We start from the raw sequence: 22479 nt of genomic DNA on the forward strand, positions 1-22479 counted from the left end.
AGTGAAGTTGAAGGCTTTTGCCATACATACGTATTATCAGCCTACGACCGATATGCAACTTGCCCGTTCACAACGGTCATCCGCACCTTAACATCAAGTAAATCCTGGTGACTTTCCGATACATCGCGGTCAATAACGGTAAAGTCAGCAGCTTTGCCTTCAGCGATTGTCCCTCTTTCATTGGCTTCCCCAGCGGCTACTGCGCTTCCCATAGTAAACAGATGAATGGCTTCGTGAACATCCAACTTCTCAGCGGGAAGATAGCCCTCATGCGTTTCTTCCGGCTTGGCGCGAGTCACTGCCGCATGTATACCCAGAAATGGGTTTAATGGCTCAATCGGCGCATCACTGCCTCCAGCGCACGGAATGCCTGCTTGCAGCAGCTTTTTCCAGGCATACAAATATTCGCTCCGTTCTTTCCCAACTCGATCCAGCACCCAGGGAAAATCACTGGCGACAAAACGAGGCTGGATGTCCGCAATCAGCGGCAGCTTCGCCATTCTTTTGACCAAATCAGCCCTTAGCACCTGCCCATGAATCAGACGATCCGGCAACCCGCTTTCCTCCGTTGGTCCATGGGCCTCCATCGCTGTCAAAATCATATGCGCCGCTTCATCTCCGATGGCATGTACAGCCACTGGAAAGCCTGCGGCTCTGGCTGCTGCCACCATCTGATTTAGCTCTGGCTGTGGTTGGATGGCCATTCCACACGTATGTGGAGCATCATTATAAGGTTCGGATAATAAAGCCGTTCTTCCACCAATAGCGCCATCAGCAAACATTTTAATCGCACCGATTTTGAACCACTCATTTCCGGTACCTGCACGCAGCTCCTGTACTTTCACTTCTTCCATAAATGGATGATAGATGAGCTGGTGTGTGCGAAATGCAAGACCTTCTTCTCTCAGCTCTCTGTAAATTCGCTGCATTGTCTCCACGCTGCCCAAAAAACGTAAATCCTCCGTATGCGCAGCAGTCAGCCCCAGCCGTAGCGCATCCAGACAAGCTCGCCGGATCGTATCCTTCTTTACCGAATAATCCGGCTCTGGCTGCATGCTTGTAAAGGCAAAGGATGCTTCCTCATAAATTAATCCATTTAATCGACCCTCTGCGTCCCGTCCATAGGCTCCTGAAGCCGGATCAGGGGTGTTTTCATTAATACCTGCACGCCGAAATGCCTCTGAATTGGCTAAAAACGTATGAAAACACGTACGAGTCAGATATACCGGGTGCTGATCTGTAATGGCATCTAGCTCAGCTATATTCGGAATTTCAACAGGATTAAACGCATTTTCGTTCCAATTAAGTCCTAAAATCCACTCTCCCGGCGGTGTTACAGCGACCCGCTTGCGCAGCATAGCCAGCATCTCGTCCTTGCAAGTAGCTGATGTTAAATCCAGCATAGCTAGCTTCATACCATGCATAGACAAATGCATATGGGCATCGGTTAAGCCCGGTAATACATTGGCTCCCTCCCAATCCACGGTTTCATACTCCTTACCAGATAACTGCAATTCAAGCTCCCGAGCATTTCCAATGGCCTGTATGCGGCCATGCTGTACAACGATGGAGTCTCCTTTGGTAGCCCAGTCCCCATATAACCTGCCGTGCTTGAACAAAACGAATGTCAACGCCACTCATCTCCTTTTTTCCAATTATACGCTTGATCTGCTGCATATTACGCCAGGGTTGCTACTTCCAAACGTAGTGTATTTATATCTACCTGCTGTACCACCTGTGCAAAGTGATCATCAGCTGCACAGACAGCCATTTTATAATCTGGGTCTAGCTCATACTGCTTAAAATGACAATACTCCGTAGTAAAGCCCTCTGTCGTGAAACCTATAGACGGTCGTGCTTCCAACTCGAATGAAAAAGACTTTAACGGCAGCGTTAGCCCCTGTCCTTCGGCCTTCACAAAACTTTCCTTAAGCGTCCAAAGATCGTAAAAATAGGATAAACGACTCTCTGCATCCTGATGCATTAATGCATCATACTCTGTGTCCGAGAAGCACACCCTGCCTACTTCAAAATCAATAGGACGGAGCTGTTCAATGTCAATACCAAGCGGATGATCATCGATAGCGCATACTACCCATTTTCCCGAATGAGAAACATTAAAATGAAATGCCGGCGCATTCAACAAGGAGGGCTTGCCAAATGCATTGTATGTAAACTGAAGGCTGGCATTCGGTATTTTTAATTGTCGACAAGCCAACCATCTTAACAACACATCAGCGTATAACCCCCTCAAAGCGTCTTCCCGATGTAAAAAACGATCCAACTTGTGCTGTTTTGCCAGCGAAACCCGATTTACCAGTAATTCGTAATGATTCTCAGCCTCTGGCTTGCTCGTATCAATCGCGTATATTTCCATGGTCGCCTCCCGTATATCCTAATGAATATAAATAGGTTTGTAACACTCACTATTCGATTGAAGTCTGTCAAATTTGGATGACGCTTGCCATATACATGGTCAATATACTACTCTAGCACTTTCAATTCAATATGGATACAATTGGGATAAGCAGCTCTTCAAAGCTACTCCATAGAACCCACTAATGAAAGCGCTTTAAAATAACACATACAGAGGAGGACGAAACAATGAAATATGATTTTGCCCGCTTGCTGTGTATTATGCTCACTATTTTGCTTTCGTTAAGCATTTTTCAGATGTTCTCACCTAAGATTGCTTCAGCTGCTTCAGCGAATGTAGTAAATGGAATTCAGTTTAAAGATACAGATGGAAACGTGGTCCATGCCCATGGGGGCGGAATGATTAAAGTGGACGGTTATTATTATTGGTTTGGTGAAAATCGTAATCCGAATGGAACGTTCAAGGCGGTATCCGCTTATCGTTCCTCGGATTTAAAAAACTGGGAGTTTCGTAAAAACGTGCTGACCAGCAGCTCGGCCATAGAGCTGAATGTATCGAATATTGAACGTCCGAAAGTGATTTATAATGAAAAAACGCGTAAATACGTATTATGGATGCACAAGGAAAACGGGATTAATTACAACGAAGCCCGAGTGGCAGTTGCCTCATCTGATACCGTAGACGGCGATTATACGTACCAGGGCAGCTTCCGTCCGCTGGATTATGATTCGCGTGATATGACTGTATACAACGATAACGGTACTGCATACCTGATATCGGCTACCCGTGTAAACGCGGATCTGAACATTTATCGTCTGACACCGGATTTTCTTCAAGTTGAATCGCTGGTGACTACACTCTGGCCAGGACAATATCGTGAAGCTCCGGCGATGTTCAAAAAAGGAGACGTCTACTTCCTGATTACATCCGGGGCAACTGGCTGGAATCCCAATCAGGCCAAGTATGCTACTGCGTCCAGCATTGAAGGAACCTGGAGCAATACGATGAACTTCGGGGACGGGACGACTTACGGTTCACAGGCGGCCTACGTCATTCCTGTTGAAGGTACGCAGACGACCTCATATCTGTATTTGGGCGACCGTTGGGCTGGGGCGTGGAGCGGTCCTGTGCAGGATTCGCAATATGTGTGGTTGCCACTGCGTTTTCCAACTGCAACTTCATTGGCCATGGATTGGTTCGACAGTATTAACGTTGATACCGCCAGTGGTGTGGTTGAGGGCGTAACTACGCCGATGGTCATCGACCCGGATGCTTATTATCAGCTGGTAAGTCGCAAGAGCAACAAGCCGCTAGGCATCATTGGCAATGCGACGATAGACGGAGCAGATCTAGAGCAGCGTGCGAATTCCGGTGCACCAAGCCAGCAATGGCAGCTTAAGGATGCAGGCGGCGGATACTATAAAATTGTGAATCGGAACAGCGGGAAGCTGATTGGTGTTGAAAGCGGTGCTACAGCGGACGGCGCAGTGATCGAACAGTGGAATGATGGAGGCTGGTCCAGCCAGCATTGGCAGCTCGTATCCGTAACCGGGGGCTATTACAAGCTGAAAAATCGGGCAACTGGCAAGCTGATCGACATTTCCGAAGGCGCCACTGGCGATGGAGCCAAAGCCATTCAATGGGTCGATAATGGCGGGACGAATCAGCATTTCCGTGTAGTTAAAGTAGAATAGCTCAAATCCTTACCAAAAGGAGCCGTCATCCGAACAGATCTTAGTGATCATAACGGAAAAACGGCTCCTTTTTACGCAAAAACGATAAGATGGGTGATGTCTAGTACACTACACTTCCCATGGAAAATCTGTCGTCAGAAAACTGGCCAGTTGCTTGCTTTCTTCCCTCCGCTGACGCCGTATGGCTGCGCGGGATGGAGCTGTCTGGTGTAATTGTATTTGCTCCTCTGTTTCCGGAATCACCTGTGGGACGGTCACTTTACGATTGTTCTCGTCCAATGCCACAAAGGTCAGGAAGGCGGTGGCTGCAATTTTGCGGTCGCCAGTCATTAATCCTTCGCGAATCACTTTTACGAATACCTCCATCGAGCTGCGGCCTGTCCAAGTTACGAACGCTTCCAGCGTGACAGAATCGCTCGGGTGGATAGGCAGCAAAAAATCTACCGAATCCGTAGAGGCTGTAACTGTGTTCGTACGGCACAGCTTGGCGGCAGCAATAGATGCGATATCGTCGATATACGACATCAACCGGCCTCCGAAGAGCGTGTTATGATTGTTGATATCATTGGGAAATACTCGGGACGTCTTAAAGCAGTAGGTTTCTCGGATGTACTTGCTTTCCATGGGTTCTTTCCTCTCTTTTCCTCGTTGCTCTCTTTTTATATCTCAGGATTTTGCAGAATCCTGTGTCGAAGTCTGTTGTAGACTATGTTAATCATCCCACTAATCCGCATAATAAATCAATACATAAAAATCGGCATCCTCATCCGAATCATTACGATAGGTATGAAAATCAGACCCTTGAAATTGTACGGCGTCCCCTGCACTCAGTTTGAGCTGTTGCCCCTGCATTTCAAAGTACATTTCCCCACGGATCATGAGAATCGTTTCCTCTCCCAGATGCTCTTCTGCCTTGTGTGTAAAGCCTGGCTTCAGACTTACCGTGAATACCTCGAACTTCTTTTCCGAGTGATACGGGAAGACAGGGTAAACAAAATAGTTACCGTCCTCATCAATAACTGGATGCAAATCTGCTCTCCGAATCTTCGTGATTTGCGGCGGGTCTTCTTTAAGAAAGGTCGAGAAGGATACGTGCAAGCCGTTCGCAATCTTCCAAAGCGTGGTTACCGTAGGATTGGATTTTCCCTTCTCAATTTGAGCCAACATCCCTTTGCTAACCCCTGTCAGTTCAGCCACCTTATCCAAACTAAGTCCTCTAGTCTTCCTGATTTGAGCCAAATTAGAACCAATAATATATTGCATTGAATCCACCGAATTATACCTCCTCATATCCAAAAGTCTATATATGAAGAATACACAAAAGTACCCGCTGTATATAGACTGTATTGTAAAATATCACTTATCTTTTGCAATTTAGAATACACGACTTATTATCCACATTAGATTAAGTGTAGCCGATCAAGGTATATATAAAAGCTTAAACGGGAAGTAGACATGCTACAATTTACTCTATTATGGTCAGGTTCCTCGTTTACTTCAACATGCCAATTAAAACATTGACATTGAATATAAATGTCCTTAAACTTCACTTATTAAAATGTTTTTCAAAACTATTGTAATATCTTGAAAGGGGTTGCTATCCTATGTCTTTTCCGTCCCTGAACACCCAACAGGTGAGAAAATCAACGTTAACTATCTAGGAGGGACTAAATTTGAATCCGCAAACCCGCAAGTCCCGCCACATGTACACGATGCAGCTGGCGACAATTTTTATTGGCTTTATTGTATTTGGTATCTCGGAAAATATTAAAGGCCCTGCCATTCCACGCATTCAATTCGACTTCAATCTGGATGAACAGCAGCTCGGAACATTGTTGTCTCTAAACGCACTTGGGTATTTGATTGCCTGCTCGTTCACCGCCGTCCTTGTCCGTAAGTGGGGAATCAAGGCGGTCAGCATTATTTCCTTTGCTTCCATGATCATCTCGGGAGTGTTCATTTATCTGTCGCACACGTATCCATTCTTCGCCTCGTCCTACTTCTTGATGTATATCGGGAACGGCATGCTGGAGATTGCACTCGCAATTTTGGGGGCGAGGATTTTTGTAAAAAATACCGGCACGATGATGAATTTGTCCCACTTTTTCTATGGGCTTAGCTCAACAGTCGCCCCTTTGCTGGCGACGGGAGTCATGTCATTGACGGTATTTGGACATACGCTGGACTGGCGAGGGATGTATCTGGCTATGTTGTCGCTCTGTCTGCTGCCGATTGTGGCCGCACTGCTCAGCACCTTCCCGGGAGACGATCTGCAGCATGAGGAACGGACCTCACTCAAGACCCTAACCCGCGATCCGGCACTCTGGATGATGGTAATGATCCTATCGTTTGGAGTAGTCTCCGAGCTCGCAGTTGGAGGCTGGCTAGTTAACTTTTTAGAGAAAGCGTATTCATGGAGTACAGTAAAGGCGTCCAGCATGCTCTCCGCGTTCTTTCTTACCTTCTCGTTGGGGCGCCTGTTGCTTGGTCCGCTCACAGACCGAATGGGGTTTGTGCTTTCGACGATTTTATTCTCCGCCTTCTCAGCGATATGTACGTTCGCAGCAATCGCGGGTGGGGAGAGACTGGCGTTTCTCTTTGCCACATCGGGTGCAGGCATTGCAATGATCTATCCGACCGTGATGGCGTTCATTGCACGGAGATATCCTAAGGACAGTGATACAGCTATTACGTTCGTCGTCACGCTGATGGGCATAGGTAGTGTCATTGGCAACTATGTGATCGGCTGGGTAATCGAAGGGGTCAAGATAGTCTACGGCGCAACCACTGAGCTTGGCATATTGCGCGGGCTTCAGGCGGGATATGGAGTTATTGGCCTATGCGCAGCCATCTGCGCGGTCTCGGGAATTATTCTCTACGGATATCTGAAAAAACGGCAGGAGCTTATATAAGCCACCACTTTAGGGTTGTCCCATAAGTCATGAACTGACTGGGGCGCCCTTTTTTTACGAACTCCCCGTTCAGTCAAAACAGTCCTTGTATGAACACATCCGAGCTGCTTTGACTAATCATCAGCTTTTGTCCGTTTGCTATTTTGAAGGGCTCAAGGGCAATTCTCCTGTAGTCTACTTTATTAGACTGTTTCTGATTAGAAGAGTGTAGCCGAGAGTGTACAATAAGACTACATGTTCGCTATAGGAAATATTCAATATAACATACAAACGTATAATATATTGATACTTTACAATTTCCGTTATATACTATTATAAAATTTATACACTGGGGGTAAGGTTGAAATGTCCATAGCTTCGGAGTTGAGTGGAACAAAGCACGATTCACTCAGCTTTTTACAAGGGGTTAAAGATTGTATTCCTACACTGCTTGGTTATGTATGTATTGGATTCGCGGCAGGCATTGTGGGCGCTTCATCAGGGGTTAGCACCATGGAAATTGGTCTGATGTCAGCGCTTGTATACGCAGGCGCCTCCCAGTTTATTATTTGCTCGATGCTGGCTGCAGCCAGTCCTCCATCTGTCATTATTTTAACGACATTTATTGTGAACGCCCGCCACCTGCTGTTAAGTGCATCATTGGCTCCTTACTTTTCTAAATATTCACTGTGGAAAAACATAGGCATCGGTATCCTTTTAACGGATGAATCCTTTGGGGTAGCGTCGGATAAATTGGCTAAAGGCGGGCAGGTCAGTGACCGCTGGATGAACGGACTTAATATTACAGCTTATCTCGCTTGGATTGCTTCCTGTGTGGCTGGTGGAGTGCTCGGGAATTGGATTTCCCAGCCGGAAGCTTTTGGTCTGGACTTTGCCTTACCTGCAATGTTTCTGGCCCTACTCATTTCCCAGCTCCAAAGTGTCCAGACCTCCAAACTCAAGCATCGCCTGCTGCTTGTGCTATGTATGGCCGTTCTAATGTACCTTTTATCCTGGTGGGTGCCATCACATATCGCCGTCATTGTAGCGACCATGATCACCGCAACGATTGGAGTGTTAACCGACAAATGAATATTAATCCCAATGTGCTATATATCATTATCGGTGCGATGATTGTCACAGCCATCCCAAGGATCATTCCCTTTGTCGTGCTGCAAAAACTGACGCTACCCAAGCCCGTGTTGCAGTGGCTGTCCTACATCCCCATTTGCATTTTCACGGCACTGGTCATGGAAAATCTGCTCGTACGAACCGAAACCTCGGTCACTCTTAATGGGCAAGTGCTTATAGCGGTCCTTCCTACGCTGGTGACCGCTTTGTGGAGTAAAAATTTGCTGGCTACTGTGCTTGTCGGTATTGTGAGTATGGCTGTAGTTCGACTTTTGTGGATGGGGTAGATCAAAAAAGGGTGTAGAACTAACTATAGTTAAATCGTGAAATCAAGTATATATAGGTTGTGTCTGATTTATTGAAGAATCATTTACAAATTTATATAAATGATAAAAATAACCTTTATTCTCTATTAAATAATCAAAGGAACCTTCTTCTACTACTCTTCCATCTGACATAACAAATATCCTATCATATTGCTGCAATGCAGCTTTAGACAAACGATGCGTTACTACCAAACATGTAATAGTTTCGAGACCTAATATCACCTCTTCAATGGCATTCGCCGTTTCACTATCCAAAGATGAAGTTGCTTCATCAAGGAGTAATAACGGTGTTTGCCTAATTAAGGTTCTGGCAATCGCAATTCTTTGTTTTTCTCCCCCTGATAGCCTACCTCCTTTTTCACCAATCTGTGTCTCCAAACCATAAGGCAATTTATCGATTAGTTTATTAAGCCCAGAGGCACTTATCACATTGGATAGAATCTCATCTTGGAACGATTGATACATTGTAATATTTTCTTTAATACTGCTATCGAATAAAAAAACGTCTTGCTGCACAACCGATTCTAACCGACACCAATCCTCAGCAGATATGAACTTTAAATCCAAATCATCTACATAAATAATTCCATCATAATCATCATATTGTTTCATTAGGAGCTTAAGCAAAGTAGACTTCCCAGACCCGCTAGGCCCTACAAGGGCATATTTTCCCCCTTTATTCAAAACCATGTTAATATCATGTAAATTTGGGTGATTTCGGGCATAACCAAAGCTCACATTTGTAAAACGAACAGAGTGTTCTATTGATGTTTTTTTTATATATTGGTTACCATCCTCATCTTCGTGTAAAATTTCTAATATTTTAGCCGAAATATCACGCAATGCCCTAATTTGAGTTATGTATTGAATACTCATATATACTGGATTGACAACTTTATTAGTCAACTGTACACAAGCGATCATAGTACCTAGTGTGATAGCTCCTCGAATAGATAAAAAACTGCCAACAAGAAATACAGAGATAAACATTACTCCTCCAAATACATCGCCCAATGAGCTTACATAAGCATTTAATTTAAAAAATAAATACTTATTATTTTCAACGACCGTATTATTCAAACGAAATTGCTGCTCCACATGTTGCTCTACTCCATAGCTTTTAATAACAGCAAATCCAGAAAAAATATCATTTATTTTTATCGTAAATTTTTCTAAAGCATCTGCAATATTTCGTTTTCTGGCTCGGATTTTTTTTTCAAAAATACGTGGAATTAAAATGGATATTAGTGTAAGTAAAAGTAATATAACAACAATACTAGGACTCAAAATAAACATAGCAAAAAGAGCCGCCAAAAACGAAACTCCTGTGCTGGTCAAAGAAAATATATTTTTCAAGTAATCATCCTCAATCATTTTAATATCATTATTCATGATCGAAATGTACTTTGCACTATGGTTTGAAGTAAAATGAGAATGGTCTTTATATAGAATATGTTGGAAAACAATCTCTTTTAAAAACAACACTGTCTTACAGAGATAAGAAGATTGCGATAAATTGGAAAACATTTTTACGAGAGAGTTAATTATAATAAAGCCTATTGCAATTAAGGAAGTTTCAATAAACTGCTTTTCCCCCTGCGATGTGGCGGTGTCTATTAAACTTTTGAATATAAAGGCTAAATAAATATCGAGCAAACTAGCGAGACTGATCATAAAAATGACTACAAAAAACCTATATTTATATTTAAATAGAAATAAAGTCATTTTCCTGCCTCCAGAAAAAGGTATTCACACATGAATTATTCCTTTAGACTTAGCTGCCATTACTGCCTCAGTTCTTGTATGAACGTTGAATTTACTAAATATATGTGTCAAATGATATTCGACTGTCCTCTGGCTAACATATAAAAGGGCTGCTAGCTCTTTGTTGCTTTTCCCTAATGCTAACCCTTCTAGAATTGAGCGTTCCTTAGGGCTGATTAATATATCATCATATTCTGGAATGGTATGTAAGCTTCGAAATAATTCCATTGGTAACGTAGCCAATCCATCTAAAGCATTACGAATGGTCCGAATCAATTGTGCCGATGTAGCTGTCTTATTCACAATGCCGGAGATACCAAGTTTCAATAACTGCTTTATTTTGGGAGACTTATGGTTTGAAATGCTTATTATTATTGGTCTATCTCTTCTGTATATGGGCTCCAGCTCATCCAAACTAATTAATTCTATATCACAAACTAATAGTTGATAATCCTCAAATATACCTTTTTCAATAAAATCAGTATACGATCTAAAAAAAAATGCATACATGTCCTTTTCCGGCTCAATCCATACTTTGAGTTTGTTTTGCCAAGCCAATTGATTTTCTATGATTACAATGGTATTTATATCGATCATCCCCTTGCCTCCTAGAGCTAAAATAAAGGCTCACTGAATGTAAGCCAATTTATTTACCATAAATTTCATACCTTTTTGAATTAAATAATAAAGCTGCAAAACTTCCTGAAATTATTGTAACAATTACATTCATTACGACTGAATCCCAATGAATTGTTTCTTTAATGTCGGGAAAGGTTGGACGATTGGAAAAGGTACTTATTGTAAGCATATTGGCGTACTGTTTAAACGATTCTAGTGATGATGTTCCAATGCTCCAATGCCAAGACCCTTTTATAATTAAAGCAAATTGAAAGCCGATTACTGCAATAAAAATAAAGGCAATCAATAGGTGACCTGTTGCTACCTTTTTACTCACCCATTTTGCTAAAGAGATTGCAAACCCCATCAATGAAAGCCCACTTAACATTCCAAAAAACTTTGAGCAAAATAAATATAAAATACCTTCGGAAGGACTAATTGACTGCACAATGCGCGTTAAGTATAACCCTTGCGGATTAAGAAAAATCTCTATGAGAGTTGCCCCCCATACAACCATAATTCCAATTAAAAATACTATTGATTTAATAAAGAATAGACTTGATGTTTTGAGTGGTAGCATATGATTAAGTGTCATTTTTCCTAAAAAAAACTCATTGTAAAAGTCCATAAATATGTAAATGGGTACCAATATCCCTATAACCATATTGATTAGTAGATAAGAGAATGCTAATTGTTGATGATTATTAATTAAAAAATGAAGACTAAATATACCGCTTAAGATCGTAAGAATTGCAAACACCATAAAATGTCTTTTGATTTCCACTTTAAATATATGAGAAAATAACATATTAAGCCCCTTTTCAATGAAATAGCCGCCTGTTTAGTAAAAAACAGGCGGTAATACAGAAGATTTTGTTTAAACATACAAGACACAAGAATTTTTGTTATCTACAAGACAAAATGCAGGAGTTACAGAGTTCATTACTTTTTGAGGTTTTACAATCCACCGCATTCAACTCACCTCCTTTCAAATATATTAATAGCTATAATTAAATTTTCCAGATTTATTGATGGCGAAAGTTAAACGTAAGCATTTCCTCTAAATTATATTTAAATTCTCTACAAACAGGCTGCTTCTCTTCACTTTCAAATGCTTGCTGAGCGCATCCTCCACCACATAAAGGTAAAACATTACAATCTCTACATTTTTCGAATTTGTAAGGAGAATAATCCATCCATTTGTTAGAATTAAGTTGTTCAATACTAAAATTTTCGCTAATATGTCCAATTAAATAGTTCTTATTTCCAACAGTATTCCAACACTTCTGAATACCTCCATCTGGCTGAATGACCATAGAGTTAGCTGCGATTGCTGCGCAAGCAACCGGTTCATACTGAGGATAGTAAGATATATTCAATCCTTTTTCTAATGCGCTTTCGTATAACTTTATTATTACCTTTGAAAAATCTTTATTCGCATAACAACTGCTGTTGCTGACGCACCCCCCTGCACTATACTCAGTAGTTGCTGAAAAATAAATGCTTACTTTCTCTTTGAAAAGTTGCCTCCCCATATATTCCATATACTCATTCATAAAATGAATATTATCCAAATCCACATTTGTTCTAATCGTAATGTGGATAAATTCACATGATTTATTAATATTTTCTATTATCTTATCAAAAGTGCCTTCTTTATTAGCTAATATCCTTCTTTGATCGTGGCTTTTTTTTGACCCATCTATTGTAATTTGAATTCTTTTAACACCTAATTCTTTCAATTTCTTAGCCCGGTCAGGTGTAAGCAAGTATCCATTACTTACCATAAAATGATCAATGGATATTTTATTTTTATTAGCGATAAAGTTTATACGCTCCATAAGACTGGTTATATTTTTAAATTCAAGTAATGGTTCACCACCTGTCCAATTCACTATGATGCGTTTAAAATGTAATTCTTCAATTGACTTTTCTATATAAGTCAGAATTTCATTCTGTATTTTTTGAGAAAAAGCTCTCTTCCCTGATTTAGACGTCAAATTTTCAAAACAATAAGAACATCTAAAATTACAGCTAAATGTAGGCAAAATAGTTAAGTTCAAGGTCTGATCTTGGTTTCTAAATATCTTAAACTGTTCCTCCATCTGGTCTAGTTCTTTTATGGGCTGAACATATAGGAACTGACCTTGCAGTAATTGTTCTTTCTCTGTACAATGTTCAAGATAGTCCATATCTTTTTGAATAAAGGCATTATACAAATCCTTATGTATTTCACCGAATCCATTCGATAAGCTGTTATAAATTAAATAACTTTCCTCATCCGAATCATTTAATAGCAAATATTCGTTGTAAGATGAAATTTGCAAGATTACTCCTCCTCATCTTAGATCATAGACTTGAATATTTCCTCTATAGACTGTTTATATTCGTCTCTTATATCTCTTACATTTCCTTGTAGCAGTATCTTTCCGTCATTCACAAATGCTACATCAGTAAATAATTTTTCAACATCATTAATTAAGTGAGTACTTATAATAACCGCACTAGTAGGATCAAAGTTATCAAGTATAATTTGTATAATCTTATCCCGTGTAGAAGGATCCACAGCCGCCAAAGGTTCATCCAAAATATACAGCGCTGCTTTCCTTGCAAAAGCCAAGGAAATACTTAATCTTTCCTGCATTCCTTTAGATAAAGATTTAATTTTGTCGTTTATATCCAAACCCAATGATTTCACCATTTTGTATGCTAAACCTCGGTTAAAATCGACAAAAGAATGTTCAAAAAAAGCAATAGCTTGCTCGATGGTCATCCACTGGTAAAGAAATTCTCTGTCAGGCAAATAAGAAACGATCTTCTTCGTTTCAACACTAGGTTTCAAACCTTTAATACGAATTTCACCTCTATAATCCCTCAGCAGAGATACGATGAGTTTCATTAATGTCGTTTTCCCTGCTCCATTAGGGCCAAGAAGTCCTAAGATAGTTCCAGGCTTTATTGAAAGAGTTAACGAGTCAAGAGCTTTTTTACTACCATACTTCTTTGTAACATTATTACAATTCAATATATAATCCACCAATATACCAACCCCTTATAGAGTATCCTATAATATTATTTAAAACTTTTTTATTTTCACATTTTTTCCAAAAGGAGTGCTCTTTCTTCTATATATTACTATCTGATTTGAAAGTAAACAACGCAATTTTTCCGCAAGATTTTGTCGTTATTTTTGTAATCATTGTTTATTTCAATTAACTTGTCGACTGAAAGGATCACTTAAAACGGATACTTATGAATTACAGCCTCATGATATCCTAGCTACAACCAGTCCCTATTCACAAACATTTTTCTTCCACCATATAGATAGGCTAAAAACGTAAAAAGTACAATCAAACCAAGACTATAAGGCTCCACTCTGGGAGCATAGCTCGCTGTTTGCGGCAACATAATATAATAAGGAATCGTAAAGGGAAACCATGCTCCTATAGAAGAGTGAAAGCCTGTCATAACAATATTAGGCACTACACAGCAAATAGCCATTCCTAGTGAAGCTCCGAAATTGCGGATTTTTACCGAAAGCATAAGCTGGAGGGCTGCCAATGGAAGAATTCCGAACCACCCTCCCCATCCGGTAGAAAGGACGAGAGTCCAAGGGATTTCTCCTGGAGCACCTGCTATATACCCACCTGCAAAATATCCTACTATGAATGTAAGCTGATCAAGAAACAGGATGAGAATGAGCAATATATATTTTGCATAATAGATTCGCTGACGGGGATACGGGCTGCTCAATAAAATCTTCCATCCCCCATCTCGATGTTCGTATGCACACAAAAGAGAAGCAATAATTCCACAATAAAACGGATAAAAAAACATCGAGTGAAAATGCGCCGCATAGGTGTATAACATTAACCAGCTAGGCTCATAAAACTGCTTCAAATCGTTCAGTTCCAGGACTCCCATTAAAGAATTGATAACCGCATCCAATATAATGAGAATCCATACCATGACCCATTGAAGCTTCATCGCTTCCACGCGTAAAATGGATCCCATGCAGATTCCCCTCTCTATTTGAATTCATGCTTTGTAAACTGTAGAGTACCGAGTCCTGTGAAGATGATCCCTGCACCTAAAGCAATGACCACCCACATTACGTATTCCTTAATCAGAGGACTTGATAGTGCCGGATACGACCAAGGTAATAATTTAATCCAAAAAATACTTGTTCGTGCCAAAAACAAACTGGCAATAGAACCAAATATGCCAAACGCTAACGGAAATGCCTGATTAGTAAAAAGGGTAGACCACCAAAGTTGAATTGCAAGTACAGGCAGGGTAGCCAAGCTGGCATTAATCGGCTGCAGCAGCATAACTCGCCAAGGAATGGGCTCGTTTGTATACAACACCCAGATGAGACTCATCCCTGCTATCGTGATCAAGGCGGTGCCAAGCTGCAAAATTACGATCCACACTATTTTGGATACATAAATATAGCTTCTAGGAACAGGCATGGCCATCATAGACGCATCTGACGACATACCTCAAATCCATCGTTATCAGGGAGCATAACATCAAGCACAATCACATCAATACGAGATTCCATCACGATTTGCAGCGCTTCGTGGCCCGTGGCTGCATGCTTAACATGAAGAAATCCTTCTTTTTTTAATACTTTTGTCAGCATATCTCGCAGTCCCTGTTCATCGTCTACGATAAGCACTGCAATTTCTTCCATAACCAAGGTTCTCCATTCTTTTTTTACATTTTTTACTTTCATTATAAAAGCAAACGGGCAGAATTAAAATCGAGTTCCATCACATATCGTACATCCCCGTGAATATACTTAATAACCAACAAGGCCAAACTGTGCCGTGTATCCACTTGGGGGGTGCCTAACAATGACGGAACCACGCCAGCCATATTCATTCGTCGTATCCCGCGAAGATTGGTCGCTGCATCGCAAAGGGTACCAGGACCAGCAACGCCATCAGCAGAAGGTCAAAGATGTCATTAAACAAAATCTACCCGATCTGATTACGGAAGAAAATATTATAATGTCGGACGGTCAACAGATTATCAAAGTGCCCATTCGCAGTCTGGATGAATATCGCTTCATTTATAACTACCAAAAGCAAAAGCATGTAGGCCAAGGGGATGGCGACAGTCAGGTGGGAGATGTCATCGGACGTGATCCTGCTTCCCAAAAGCCAGGTAAAGGTGAGAAAGCAGGCGACCAACCGGGACACGATATTATGGAAACAAAAGTCAGCATAGAAGAACTCGAAGATATGCTGTTTGAGGAAATGGAATTGCCGCATTTGCAGCAAAAAGATAAGGATCAAATTGAGGTTGAATCTATCGTATTCAATGATATACGCAAAAAAGGCATGCAAGCGAACATTGACAAGAAACGAACGATTCTCGAAAATCTGCGCCGCAACGCGCGTGAGGGGAATCCGGGCATTCATCATATTAGTCCGGACGATCTTCGCTACAAAACATGGGAAGAGAAGACCATTCCCCAATCCAATGCGGTAATTATCGCTATGATGGACACCTCAGGCAGTATGGGATCTTTTGAAAAATATTGCGCCCGCAGCTTCTTTTTCTGGATGACCCGCTTTTTGCGTCGCCAATATGAAAAGGTGGAAATTGTTTTTCTTGCGCATCATACCGAAGCCAAGGAGGTTACGGAGGAAGAATTTTTTACTCGCGGTGAAAGTGGCGGCACAATCTGCTCTTCTGCCTATTTGAAAGCATTGGAGATTATCGATAAACGCTATCCTCCTTCGACTTATAATATTTATCCCTTCCATTTCTCCGATGGCGATAACCTAAGCTCAGACAATGAACGGTGTGTGAAACTAATCGAGGAGCTTATGAAGCGCAGCAATATGTTCGGCTATGGAGAGGTGAACCAATATAATCGCAGCAGTACGCTGATGTCAGCCTACAAGAATATTAAAACGGATCAGTTTATGTACTATGTCATCAAGGAAAAAGGTGAGGTATACCAAGCCTTACGTACCTTTTTTCGCAAACGGGAAGGGGGAACGGTAGGATGAGCACCGATCAGAAAGAGCTTGAGTACGCGATATCAGAAATTATGGAGATTGCAGATGGATTCGGGCTCGACTACTACCCGATGCGGTATGAGATTTGTCCGGCGGATATTGTATACACATTCGGGGCGTATGGTATGCCCACGCGCTTCAGTCACTGGAGTTTCGGAAAAACATTTCACAAGATGAAAATGCAGTACGATTTTGGATTGAGTAAAATCTATGAGCTGGTCATTAACTCCAATCCCTGCTACGCTTTCCTGCTGGATGGAAATTCTTTGGTGCAAAATAAACTGATTGTCGCCCATGTACTGGCACACTGCGATTTTTTTAAACACAACGCCCGCTTCTCAGCCTCCAACCGCAATATGGTAGAGAGCATGTCTGCCACCGCAGAACGGATCAGCAGCTATGAAATGGAGTACGGCTCAAAGGCCGTGGAATCCTTCATTGACTCTGTACTGGCGATACAGGAACATGTAGACCCACAGCTCATCAAACCAAGGCATCTGGATAAACAACGCTACATGGAACTCAAAATCAAGGAGCAAAAAGAACCTAAAAAACACCAGCGTCCCATCGGACCTTACGATGATCTGTGGTCACTGGACACAGTAAAGCAGCATGATTCAGCCGAGACCGAGGGTATTAAGGTACGCCAGTTCCCACCGGAACCTGAAAAAGATATTGTCTGGTTTATTCAGGAATTCTCCGAGGTATTGGAGGACTGGCAGCGGGACATCATGACGATGCTGCGGGACGAAATGCTGTATTTCTGGCCCCAAATGGAGACCAAAATCATGAATGAAGGCTGGGCCTCCTATTGGCATCAACGGATTGTCAGAGAACTGGATTTGACTGGGGATGAAACCGTTGAATTTGCCATGCTGAACGCCTCCGTTGTGCAGCCTTCCAAGCAAAGCTTGAATCCGTATTATTTGGGATTGAAAATATTTGAAGATATTGAAAAGCGATGGGATAACCCGACCCGCGAGGAGCAAGAGCGCCAAGGACGCAAACCGGGCGAAGGTCGAGCTAAAATGTTCGAGGTGCGAGAGTTTGATTCGGATACCTCCTTTATACGCAATTACATGACCAAGCAACTAACGGAGGATTTGGATCTGTACGTGTTTGAAAAACGGGGACCGGATTGGAAAATTACCGATAAATCCTGGGAAAACATACGGGATCAGCTTGTGTTCTCACGTGTAAATGGAGGCTCCCCTTATATCGTTGTTGAAGACGGAGATTATCTGCATACAGGCGAGTTAAAGCTCAAGCACCAGTATGAAGGCATTGAACTGGATTTAAAATATATGGAGCGTACGCTTCCGTATGTATATCAGCTATGGGGGCGCACCGTTCATTTGGAAACAATGATTGAAGGTAAGCTCGCCTTATTTTCATATGACGGTAAGAAACATCATCGCAAATTTGTATAGTGATACACAATCGAATAACCAGCCTAATTAAAAAAGGTGCATTCCGAAGAAGGAAATGCGCCTTTTTTTACTGCTTTTTCTTAAATTCGACGATGTAGCTCTGATTCAGTTGTTTTCCACCTTCCGAAATGTTCTGGTACATGGATAAAAACCGGGCGGAAGGGCTCCACACTGTTGGACTGTCATAGGACTGGATATCGGTCGTAACGGGAGTGGTTTTACCCGTGGATTGGTCAAACACATACAACCCTCTCATACCTTGCTGATCCTCATCATAAATGGAAAAAGCAAGCTTGGACCCGTCGCTGGACCAGCTTCCACGACTCATTAAAGTCCCTTGACCCACGATTCCTTTCTCTTTGCCTTGTTCATCCAAAATGATCATACGAGCAGGTTCGGATGTATTCCATTTCCGCTTTTCAATGGCAATAGATTTACCATCAAGCGACACTGCAAAAGACATGGCCCCCTCTGCAATGGTCACAGCTTGAGGATGATTGAGAGTGAACCGATTCAGCACCGGATACCCTTGTTTATCATTGCCTGTATAAAATATGGCGTTACCCACTTTTTCGACATGAGCAATCAATTCTGAGCGATTCGGATCTTGAAAACTCAATTCTTCAGCTTTGCCGTCCAGTCCAATCAGATGTATCTTACCGTCTGGTTTACCTGTAATGAGATGATCCTTATCGCCCCAGCTCACTTCGTTAGTCATGTCCAGCTGGCCAACCGATGTAACCTTGCCACTGCTTAGCTCTAAAATATAGCCCTGAATATCATACTTGCTGCTGGTGCTGCCCTCCGTAAAAAAGACATGGCGCTGATCCGGAGAAACCACAGCAAGTAACTGTAGAGCCTTACGACCTGGTGTTAAAACTCGTTCCTTATTGGTCTTTACATTATGAATCCATAACTGATTCTGACGTTCCACAATCAGCTCTTCATCACTCAGCCATGACCTCGCGTAGACATCTCCCAGCTTGTCGATGGACTGTACCACCAGCTCGTCCGATACTTGCTGCCGAGCTGCCTCCATGTCAATCACAGTAAGCTTTTGCCCCGGTTTCATACCGGATGTTGGAATTGTCTCTCCTGCGCTTTTTATGCCGCAGCCGCCAAGCAATCCTCCAGCGATCAAGCCAGTCATGAGCAATCCTGTGACTTTGTGTCTGAAAAAGCGTGCATAGGGATGTTTGAGACGAGGAAAGCCGTTCTTTTTCCCGTGGCTGTCTAGGTTTTTCTTCATCATGTACAACGGCCTCCTTGTTAACGTTACCCCCAGCTTAATGCCTGAACATCTCGTGAATACATCGAATTGTTTCCAAATTGTAAATAAGACAACATTTCCAGTTCTATAGCTATCGAGCGGTCCAACTACTGGAAGCCATCGTGAACCAACAGGGGTAGCCTGAGCGAAAATTCATTGCCACTTGCACCTGAATGACCATTGCCATTTTCCAACCCGGTTTCGTCTGAAGCTGTGAGCTGCAACTCTCCACCCATGCGCTCCGCCAGTCTGCGTGCCAAAGGCAGGCCAAGTCCCGTGCCACTGTCTTGACGAGAACGATCACGACTTAAGGTAGCAAACGGCTCAAAAATCATGTCCCATTTTTCCCGAGGAATCCATGGACCGGAATTGCGTATATACACTATCACGGTGTCCTTTTCCACTCGATTAGATAACGTAATCCAGCCTTCGTCCTGATTGTATTTTACTGCATTATCCAGCAAATTCAGCACAATATGCATCAGATGCTTAGGGTCTCCACACACCTTGGCTGGAATGGTATCCATCGAAAAATTCAGTCCACGCGCCGCAGCTTTCCCCCGGATTCGGCTACCTGCATCTTCGAGCAGCAAATGCAGCTCCACTTCCTCCGTATGTAATTCAAAATCATATTTGTCCAGCACAGATAGTCTCAGTGAATCCTCGACAAGCTCATACAACCGTTTGGTTTCCTTACCGATACTTTCTCTGGCTTCACGCACCAATTCGGGATCATCCCCATACATATCCAGCAAATCAGCGTAAGCCTGAATAGAGGTCAACGGAGTCTTCAGTTCATGGCTGATATTGCCAATAAAGGTCTTTTGCTGCTGCTCTAGCTCTCTCAAACGCCGAACCGCTTCTTCCAGCCGAAGCTTTTCATTTTCGAGCGCGGTAATACTTGCCCGGATCACATGACTCATCTGGAGCATCCCTTCATCCAGCCTTCCCAGCTCGTCCTGCCGTCGCAGCAATCTGGCTTCTGGATAGTGCCCTGCCGAGATCTGCTCAGAAGCGCGAGTCAGTCGTCCGATGTCCCTCGTCTGGCGGCTGACATAGCCTAAGCCAAGAATAAAGCTTAAGACCAGCACCGCACCTCCTGTCCATAAAAACAAGCGGGCAATGTCCTGGTAAAACTGCTGCTGTGCTTCTATTGAGCTATGAAGCTGTATCACTCCCAGCAAGCCGTCTGGACCTTGAAGCGGAGCTAGATAGGTCACTGAGCTACCTTCTGTAATATACGCAATTTTCCCTTGGAGCGCATAAGAAAGCGCCTGACTGATATCTGTTCTATAAGCCAGTGGTAGAGAATTCCCGACCTCATGTCCCCGGCCATCATATAAAATAACGCGCATATTACTGGACACACCGAGTTCCACGGCAAGCTGTGGCGCTTGCTTTTTCATGAATTCTTCGGGTGATTGGCCAGCTCCCAACAGGTAAGACTGTTTGACGCGCATCTCCACGATTTCCGCCTGACGCTTTAAGCCGCGTTCCATTTGGTCTGTCTGATTGGCACGAATACCAGTAAGCACGAGCCAGCTCAGCAAACCGACAGTAAACAGCAGTAAAGCCGCCAGGACCAGCGGAAATTTCCAGCGCAGGCTCAAGCCTGTACGCTTACGTTTGCGCTTCTGCGGGTCAGTGGACTGCAATCTTTCTTGTGAATGGAGTGAATGATGTTCGTTCACGTCATTTTCTCCGCCTTATAGCCGATTCCATATACGGTCTGCAGCATCGACTGATGCGGTTCCAATTTTTTGCGCAAGCGCTGAATATGAATATCCACCGTCCGCGTTCCTCCCACATAATCAATGCCCCATACTTGTTCCAACAGATCGTCCCTTGTATACACCCTCCCAGTATGGGACACCAGCAGAGCCAGTACATCAAACTCCTTGGGGGTCAGATCCAATGCTTTTACTCCGAGTTCGGCCGTTCGGCTAGATGGACGCACTCGTAATGGACCCAGTATTACCTCCGTTCCTTCCGGCGCAGGTGCTCCTTCTCGTTCCAGTCTCCGTACTAATGCCTTAATACGTGCGAGCAGTTCTCTCAGGTCAAACGGCTTGCTCATAAAATCGTCTGCTCCCAGCTCCAGTCCAAGCACCTTATCGACGATATCATTTTTGGCGGTTAGCAGTAGAATACCAACGCCCTTCCGGCTTTCCAAACGGCGACACACCTCATATCCGCCCAGTTTGGGCATCATCACATCCAGTATGAGCACATCCGGGTGGAACAAACGCACTTTTTCCAATGCATCCTCTCCATCCACAGCAGTTTCCACCAAAAAACCTTCCCGCTTTAACGCATAGGCCAGTGCATTCCGGATACTCGCCTCATCGTCCGCTATCAGTACTCTTTTATCCATGTCCTTCCCTCCCTGCCCAAAAAACGTTCATGCACATATCATCGGTCATGCCAAGCATAGTTGCCAGGCGAGCTCCAGCCGCTGCCCCAAGTGCCTTCACCAGCTCGGCCCGTTCTTCCAATGCCCTTTCTACGATAGGGGCTACATCTGACCGAAGGGATTGTCCAATCGTAATCATTCCAAGCTTATACATCTTGAATCTCTACTTTCGCTTCATTTTATTTTACGCTCCTGATGACAAAGGGCAAGCCTGCCGCCTGCCCTTATCAGGTGTTTCCATAAGATAGGAGCTTAAATTGGAATGAGCAGGCTATTGGCCGTTCCGAAAGTAGCTGAAGAAATCGCAGTTTTCACCAATTGATGAGTTTTAGTTTATGTTAATGCAACTTTTCTAGCATAACAATGTTCATTTCGGCCAAAACATGGACCTTTTTCTTGTGCTCACAGGATAAAAAAACAAACTTATAGCGCTATTATCATTTTTTAATGTCGATAAATATAACACACTATGCTAATCTCATTCTCTCCCAGCCCTGTGTTTTGAAGTGTCTTACCTGTCCGTATATGCT

Annotated in this window: 21 protein-coding genes and 1 pseudogene; 6 read left to right on the plus strand and 16 right to left on the minus strand. The window is 42.8% G+C overall.

The features are described 5' to 3' along the window. Window positions 1-41 precede the first annotated feature (41 nt). Both ACXHJ2_RS15345 and ACXHJ2_RS15350 read right to left on the minus strand, forming a co-directional pair. Entirely contained in the window at window positions 42-1631 is a 1590-nt protein-coding gene (locus tag ACXHJ2_RS15345) for an amidohydrolase (protein WP_165081507.1), read from the minus strand. A 47-nt stretch (window positions 1632-1678) separates the two neighbouring features. Then, window positions 1679-2377 (minus strand): 4'-phosphopantetheinyl transferase family protein, encoded by a 699-nt coding sequence (locus ACXHJ2_RS15350; RefSeq protein ID WP_165081505.1) that lies wholly within the window; start codon window positions 2375-2377, stop codon window positions 1679-1681. Window positions 2378-2604: 227 nt separating this feature from the next. Between ACXHJ2_RS15350 and ACXHJ2_RS15355 the strand changes: the two genes are divergently transcribed. Continuing rightward, on the plus strand, window positions 2605-4071 hold the full coding sequence (locus tag ACXHJ2_RS15355) for an RICIN domain-containing protein (protein ID WP_165081503.1): 1467 nt from the start codon (window positions 2605-2607) through the stop codon (window positions 4069-4071). A 108-nt stretch (window positions 4072-4179) separates the two neighbouring features. Here the strand turns inward: ACXHJ2_RS15355 and ACXHJ2_RS15360 are convergent, their stop codons facing one another. Further along, on the minus strand, window positions 4180-4695 hold the full coding sequence (locus tag ACXHJ2_RS15360) for an acyl-CoA thioesterase (RefSeq protein WP_014599583.1): 516 nt from the start codon (window positions 4693-4695) through the stop codon (window positions 4180-4182). 99 nt (window positions 4696-4794) lie between these two features. Further along, window positions 4795-5343 (minus strand): helix-turn-helix domain-containing protein, encoded by a 549-nt coding sequence (locus tag ACXHJ2_RS15365; protein ID WP_025676412.1) that lies wholly within the window; start codon window positions 5341-5343, stop codon window positions 4795-4797. 401 nt (window positions 5344-5744) lie between these two features. Between ACXHJ2_RS15365 and ACXHJ2_RS15370 the strand changes: the two genes are divergently transcribed. The 3 genes from ACXHJ2_RS15370 (at window position 5745) to ACXHJ2_RS15380 (ending at window position 8380) form a co-directional block, all read left to right on the plus strand. After that, window positions 5745-6983, plus strand: a complete 1239-nt coding sequence (locus ACXHJ2_RS15370) for an MFS transporter (protein ID WP_013370175.1) — start codon at window positions 5745-5747, stop codon at window positions 6981-6983. 345 nt (window positions 6984-7328) lie between these two features. Beyond that, a complete protein-coding gene (locus ACXHJ2_RS15375) occupies window positions 7329-8054 on the plus strand; it encodes an AzlC family ABC transporter permease (RefSeq protein ID WP_165081501.1) in 726 nt (241 codons plus the stop codon). Further along, window positions 8051-8380, plus strand: coding sequence for an AzlD domain-containing protein (locus ACXHJ2_RS15380; RefSeq protein ID WP_013370173.1), 330 nt, complete (start codon window positions 8051-8053; stop codon window positions 8378-8380). The genes ACXHJ2_RS15375 and ACXHJ2_RS15380 overlap by 4 nt, the downstream gene beginning before the upstream one ends. 42 nt (window positions 8381-8422) lie before the next feature. Here the strand turns inward: ACXHJ2_RS15380 and ACXHJ2_RS15385 are convergent, their stop codons facing one another. From ACXHJ2_RS15385 to ACXHJ2_RS15420, 8 genes and pseudogenes are all read right to left on the minus strand, one after another. Then, window positions 8423-10144, minus strand: coding sequence for an ABC transporter ATP-binding protein (locus tag ACXHJ2_RS15385; RefSeq protein WP_165081499.1), 1722 nt, complete (start codon window positions 10142-10144; stop codon window positions 8423-8425). 24 nt (window positions 10145-10168) lie between these two features. After that, window positions 10169-10780, minus strand: a complete 612-nt coding sequence (locus tag ACXHJ2_RS15390; protein ID WP_165081497.1) for a response regulator transcription factor — start codon at window positions 10778-10780, stop codon at window positions 10169-10171. Between the two features lie 49 nt (window positions 10781-10829). Beyond that, the gene (locus ACXHJ2_RS15395; RefSeq protein ID WP_238791367.1) at window positions 10830-11429 is read right to left on the minus strand and encodes a hypothetical protein; all 600 of its coding nucleotides are present in this window, start codon (window positions 11427-11429) and stop codon (window positions 10830-10832) included. 397 nt (window positions 11430-11826) lie between these two features. Beyond that, the gene (locus ACXHJ2_RS15400; RefSeq protein ID WP_058829273.1) at window positions 11827-13128 is read right to left on the minus strand and encodes a radical SAM/SPASM domain-containing protein; all 1302 of its coding nucleotides are present in this window, start codon (window positions 13126-13128) and stop codon (window positions 11827-11829) included. 17 nt (window positions 13129-13145) lie between these two features. Further along, window positions 13146-13838, minus strand: a complete 693-nt coding sequence (locus ACXHJ2_RS15405) for an ABC transporter ATP-binding protein (RefSeq protein WP_058829609.1) — start codon at window positions 13836-13838, stop codon at window positions 13146-13148. 242 nt (window positions 13839-14080) lie between these two features. Continuing rightward, window positions 14081-14815, minus strand: coding sequence for an ABC transporter permease (locus ACXHJ2_RS15410; RefSeq protein ID WP_165081493.1), 735 nt, complete (start codon window positions 14813-14815; stop codon window positions 14081-14083). A 14-nt stretch (window positions 14816-14829) separates the two neighbouring features. Beyond that, complete coding sequence (locus tag ACXHJ2_RS15415; protein WP_238791042.1) at window positions 14830-15300, minus strand: ABC transporter permease; 471 nt, start codon at window positions 15298-15300, stop codon at window positions 14830-14832. After that, window positions 15282-15497, minus strand: a pseudogene (locus ACXHJ2_RS15420) (response regulator); the annotation flags it as partial. The gene ACXHJ2_RS15415 and the pseudogene ACXHJ2_RS15420, both read right to left, overlap by 19 nt. A 163-nt stretch (window positions 15498-15660) precedes the next feature. On the opposite strand from ACXHJ2_RS15420, the gene yhbH reads away from it, so the two are divergent. Together yhbH and ACXHJ2_RS15430 are read left to right on the plus strand one after the other, a co-directional pair. Then, on the plus strand, window positions 15661-16827 hold the full coding sequence (yhbH, locus tag ACXHJ2_RS15425) for a sporulation protein YhbH (protein WP_165081491.1): 1167 nt from the start codon (window positions 15661-15663) through the stop codon (window positions 16825-16827). Then, window positions 16824-18266, plus strand: a complete 1443-nt coding sequence (locus ACXHJ2_RS15430) for a SpoVR family protein (RefSeq protein ID WP_064963889.1) — start codon at window positions 16824-16826, stop codon at window positions 18264-18266. The genes yhbH and ACXHJ2_RS15430 overlap by 4 nt, the downstream gene beginning before the upstream one ends. A 67-nt stretch (window positions 18267-18333) precedes the next feature. Here the strand turns inward: ACXHJ2_RS15430 and ACXHJ2_RS15435 are convergent, their stop codons facing one another. The 4 genes from ACXHJ2_RS15435 to ACXHJ2_RS15450 form a co-directional block, all read right to left on the minus strand. After that, on the minus strand, window positions 18334-19518 hold the full coding sequence (locus ACXHJ2_RS15435; RefSeq protein WP_165081489.1) for a WD40 repeat domain-containing protein: 1185 nt from the start codon (window positions 19516-19518) through the stop codon (window positions 18334-18336). A gap of 125 nt (window positions 19519-19643) precedes the next feature. After that, the gene (locus tag ACXHJ2_RS15440; protein WP_165081487.1) at window positions 19644-21227 is read right to left on the minus strand and encodes a sensor histidine kinase; all 1584 of its coding nucleotides are present in this window, start codon (window positions 21225-21227) and stop codon (window positions 19644-19646) included. Continuing rightward, window positions 21224-21910 carry a response regulator transcription factor gene (locus ACXHJ2_RS15445; RefSeq protein ID WP_165081485.1) on the minus strand — a complete coding sequence of 229 codons (687 nt, stop codon included), beginning with the start codon at window positions 21908-21910 and terminating at the stop codon, window positions 21224-21226. Before ACXHJ2_RS15445 ends, ACXHJ2_RS15440 begins: the two co-directional genes overlap by 4 nt. After that, window positions 21903-22103, minus strand: a complete 201-nt coding sequence (locus ACXHJ2_RS15450) for an AroM family protein (protein ID WP_165081483.1) — start codon at window positions 22101-22103, stop codon at window positions 21903-21905. The genes ACXHJ2_RS15445 and ACXHJ2_RS15450 overlap by 8 nt, the downstream gene beginning before the upstream one ends. Window positions 22104-22479: the final 376 nt, after the last annotated feature.

This window comes from Paenibacillus sp. ALE3, from assembly GCF_054113405.1.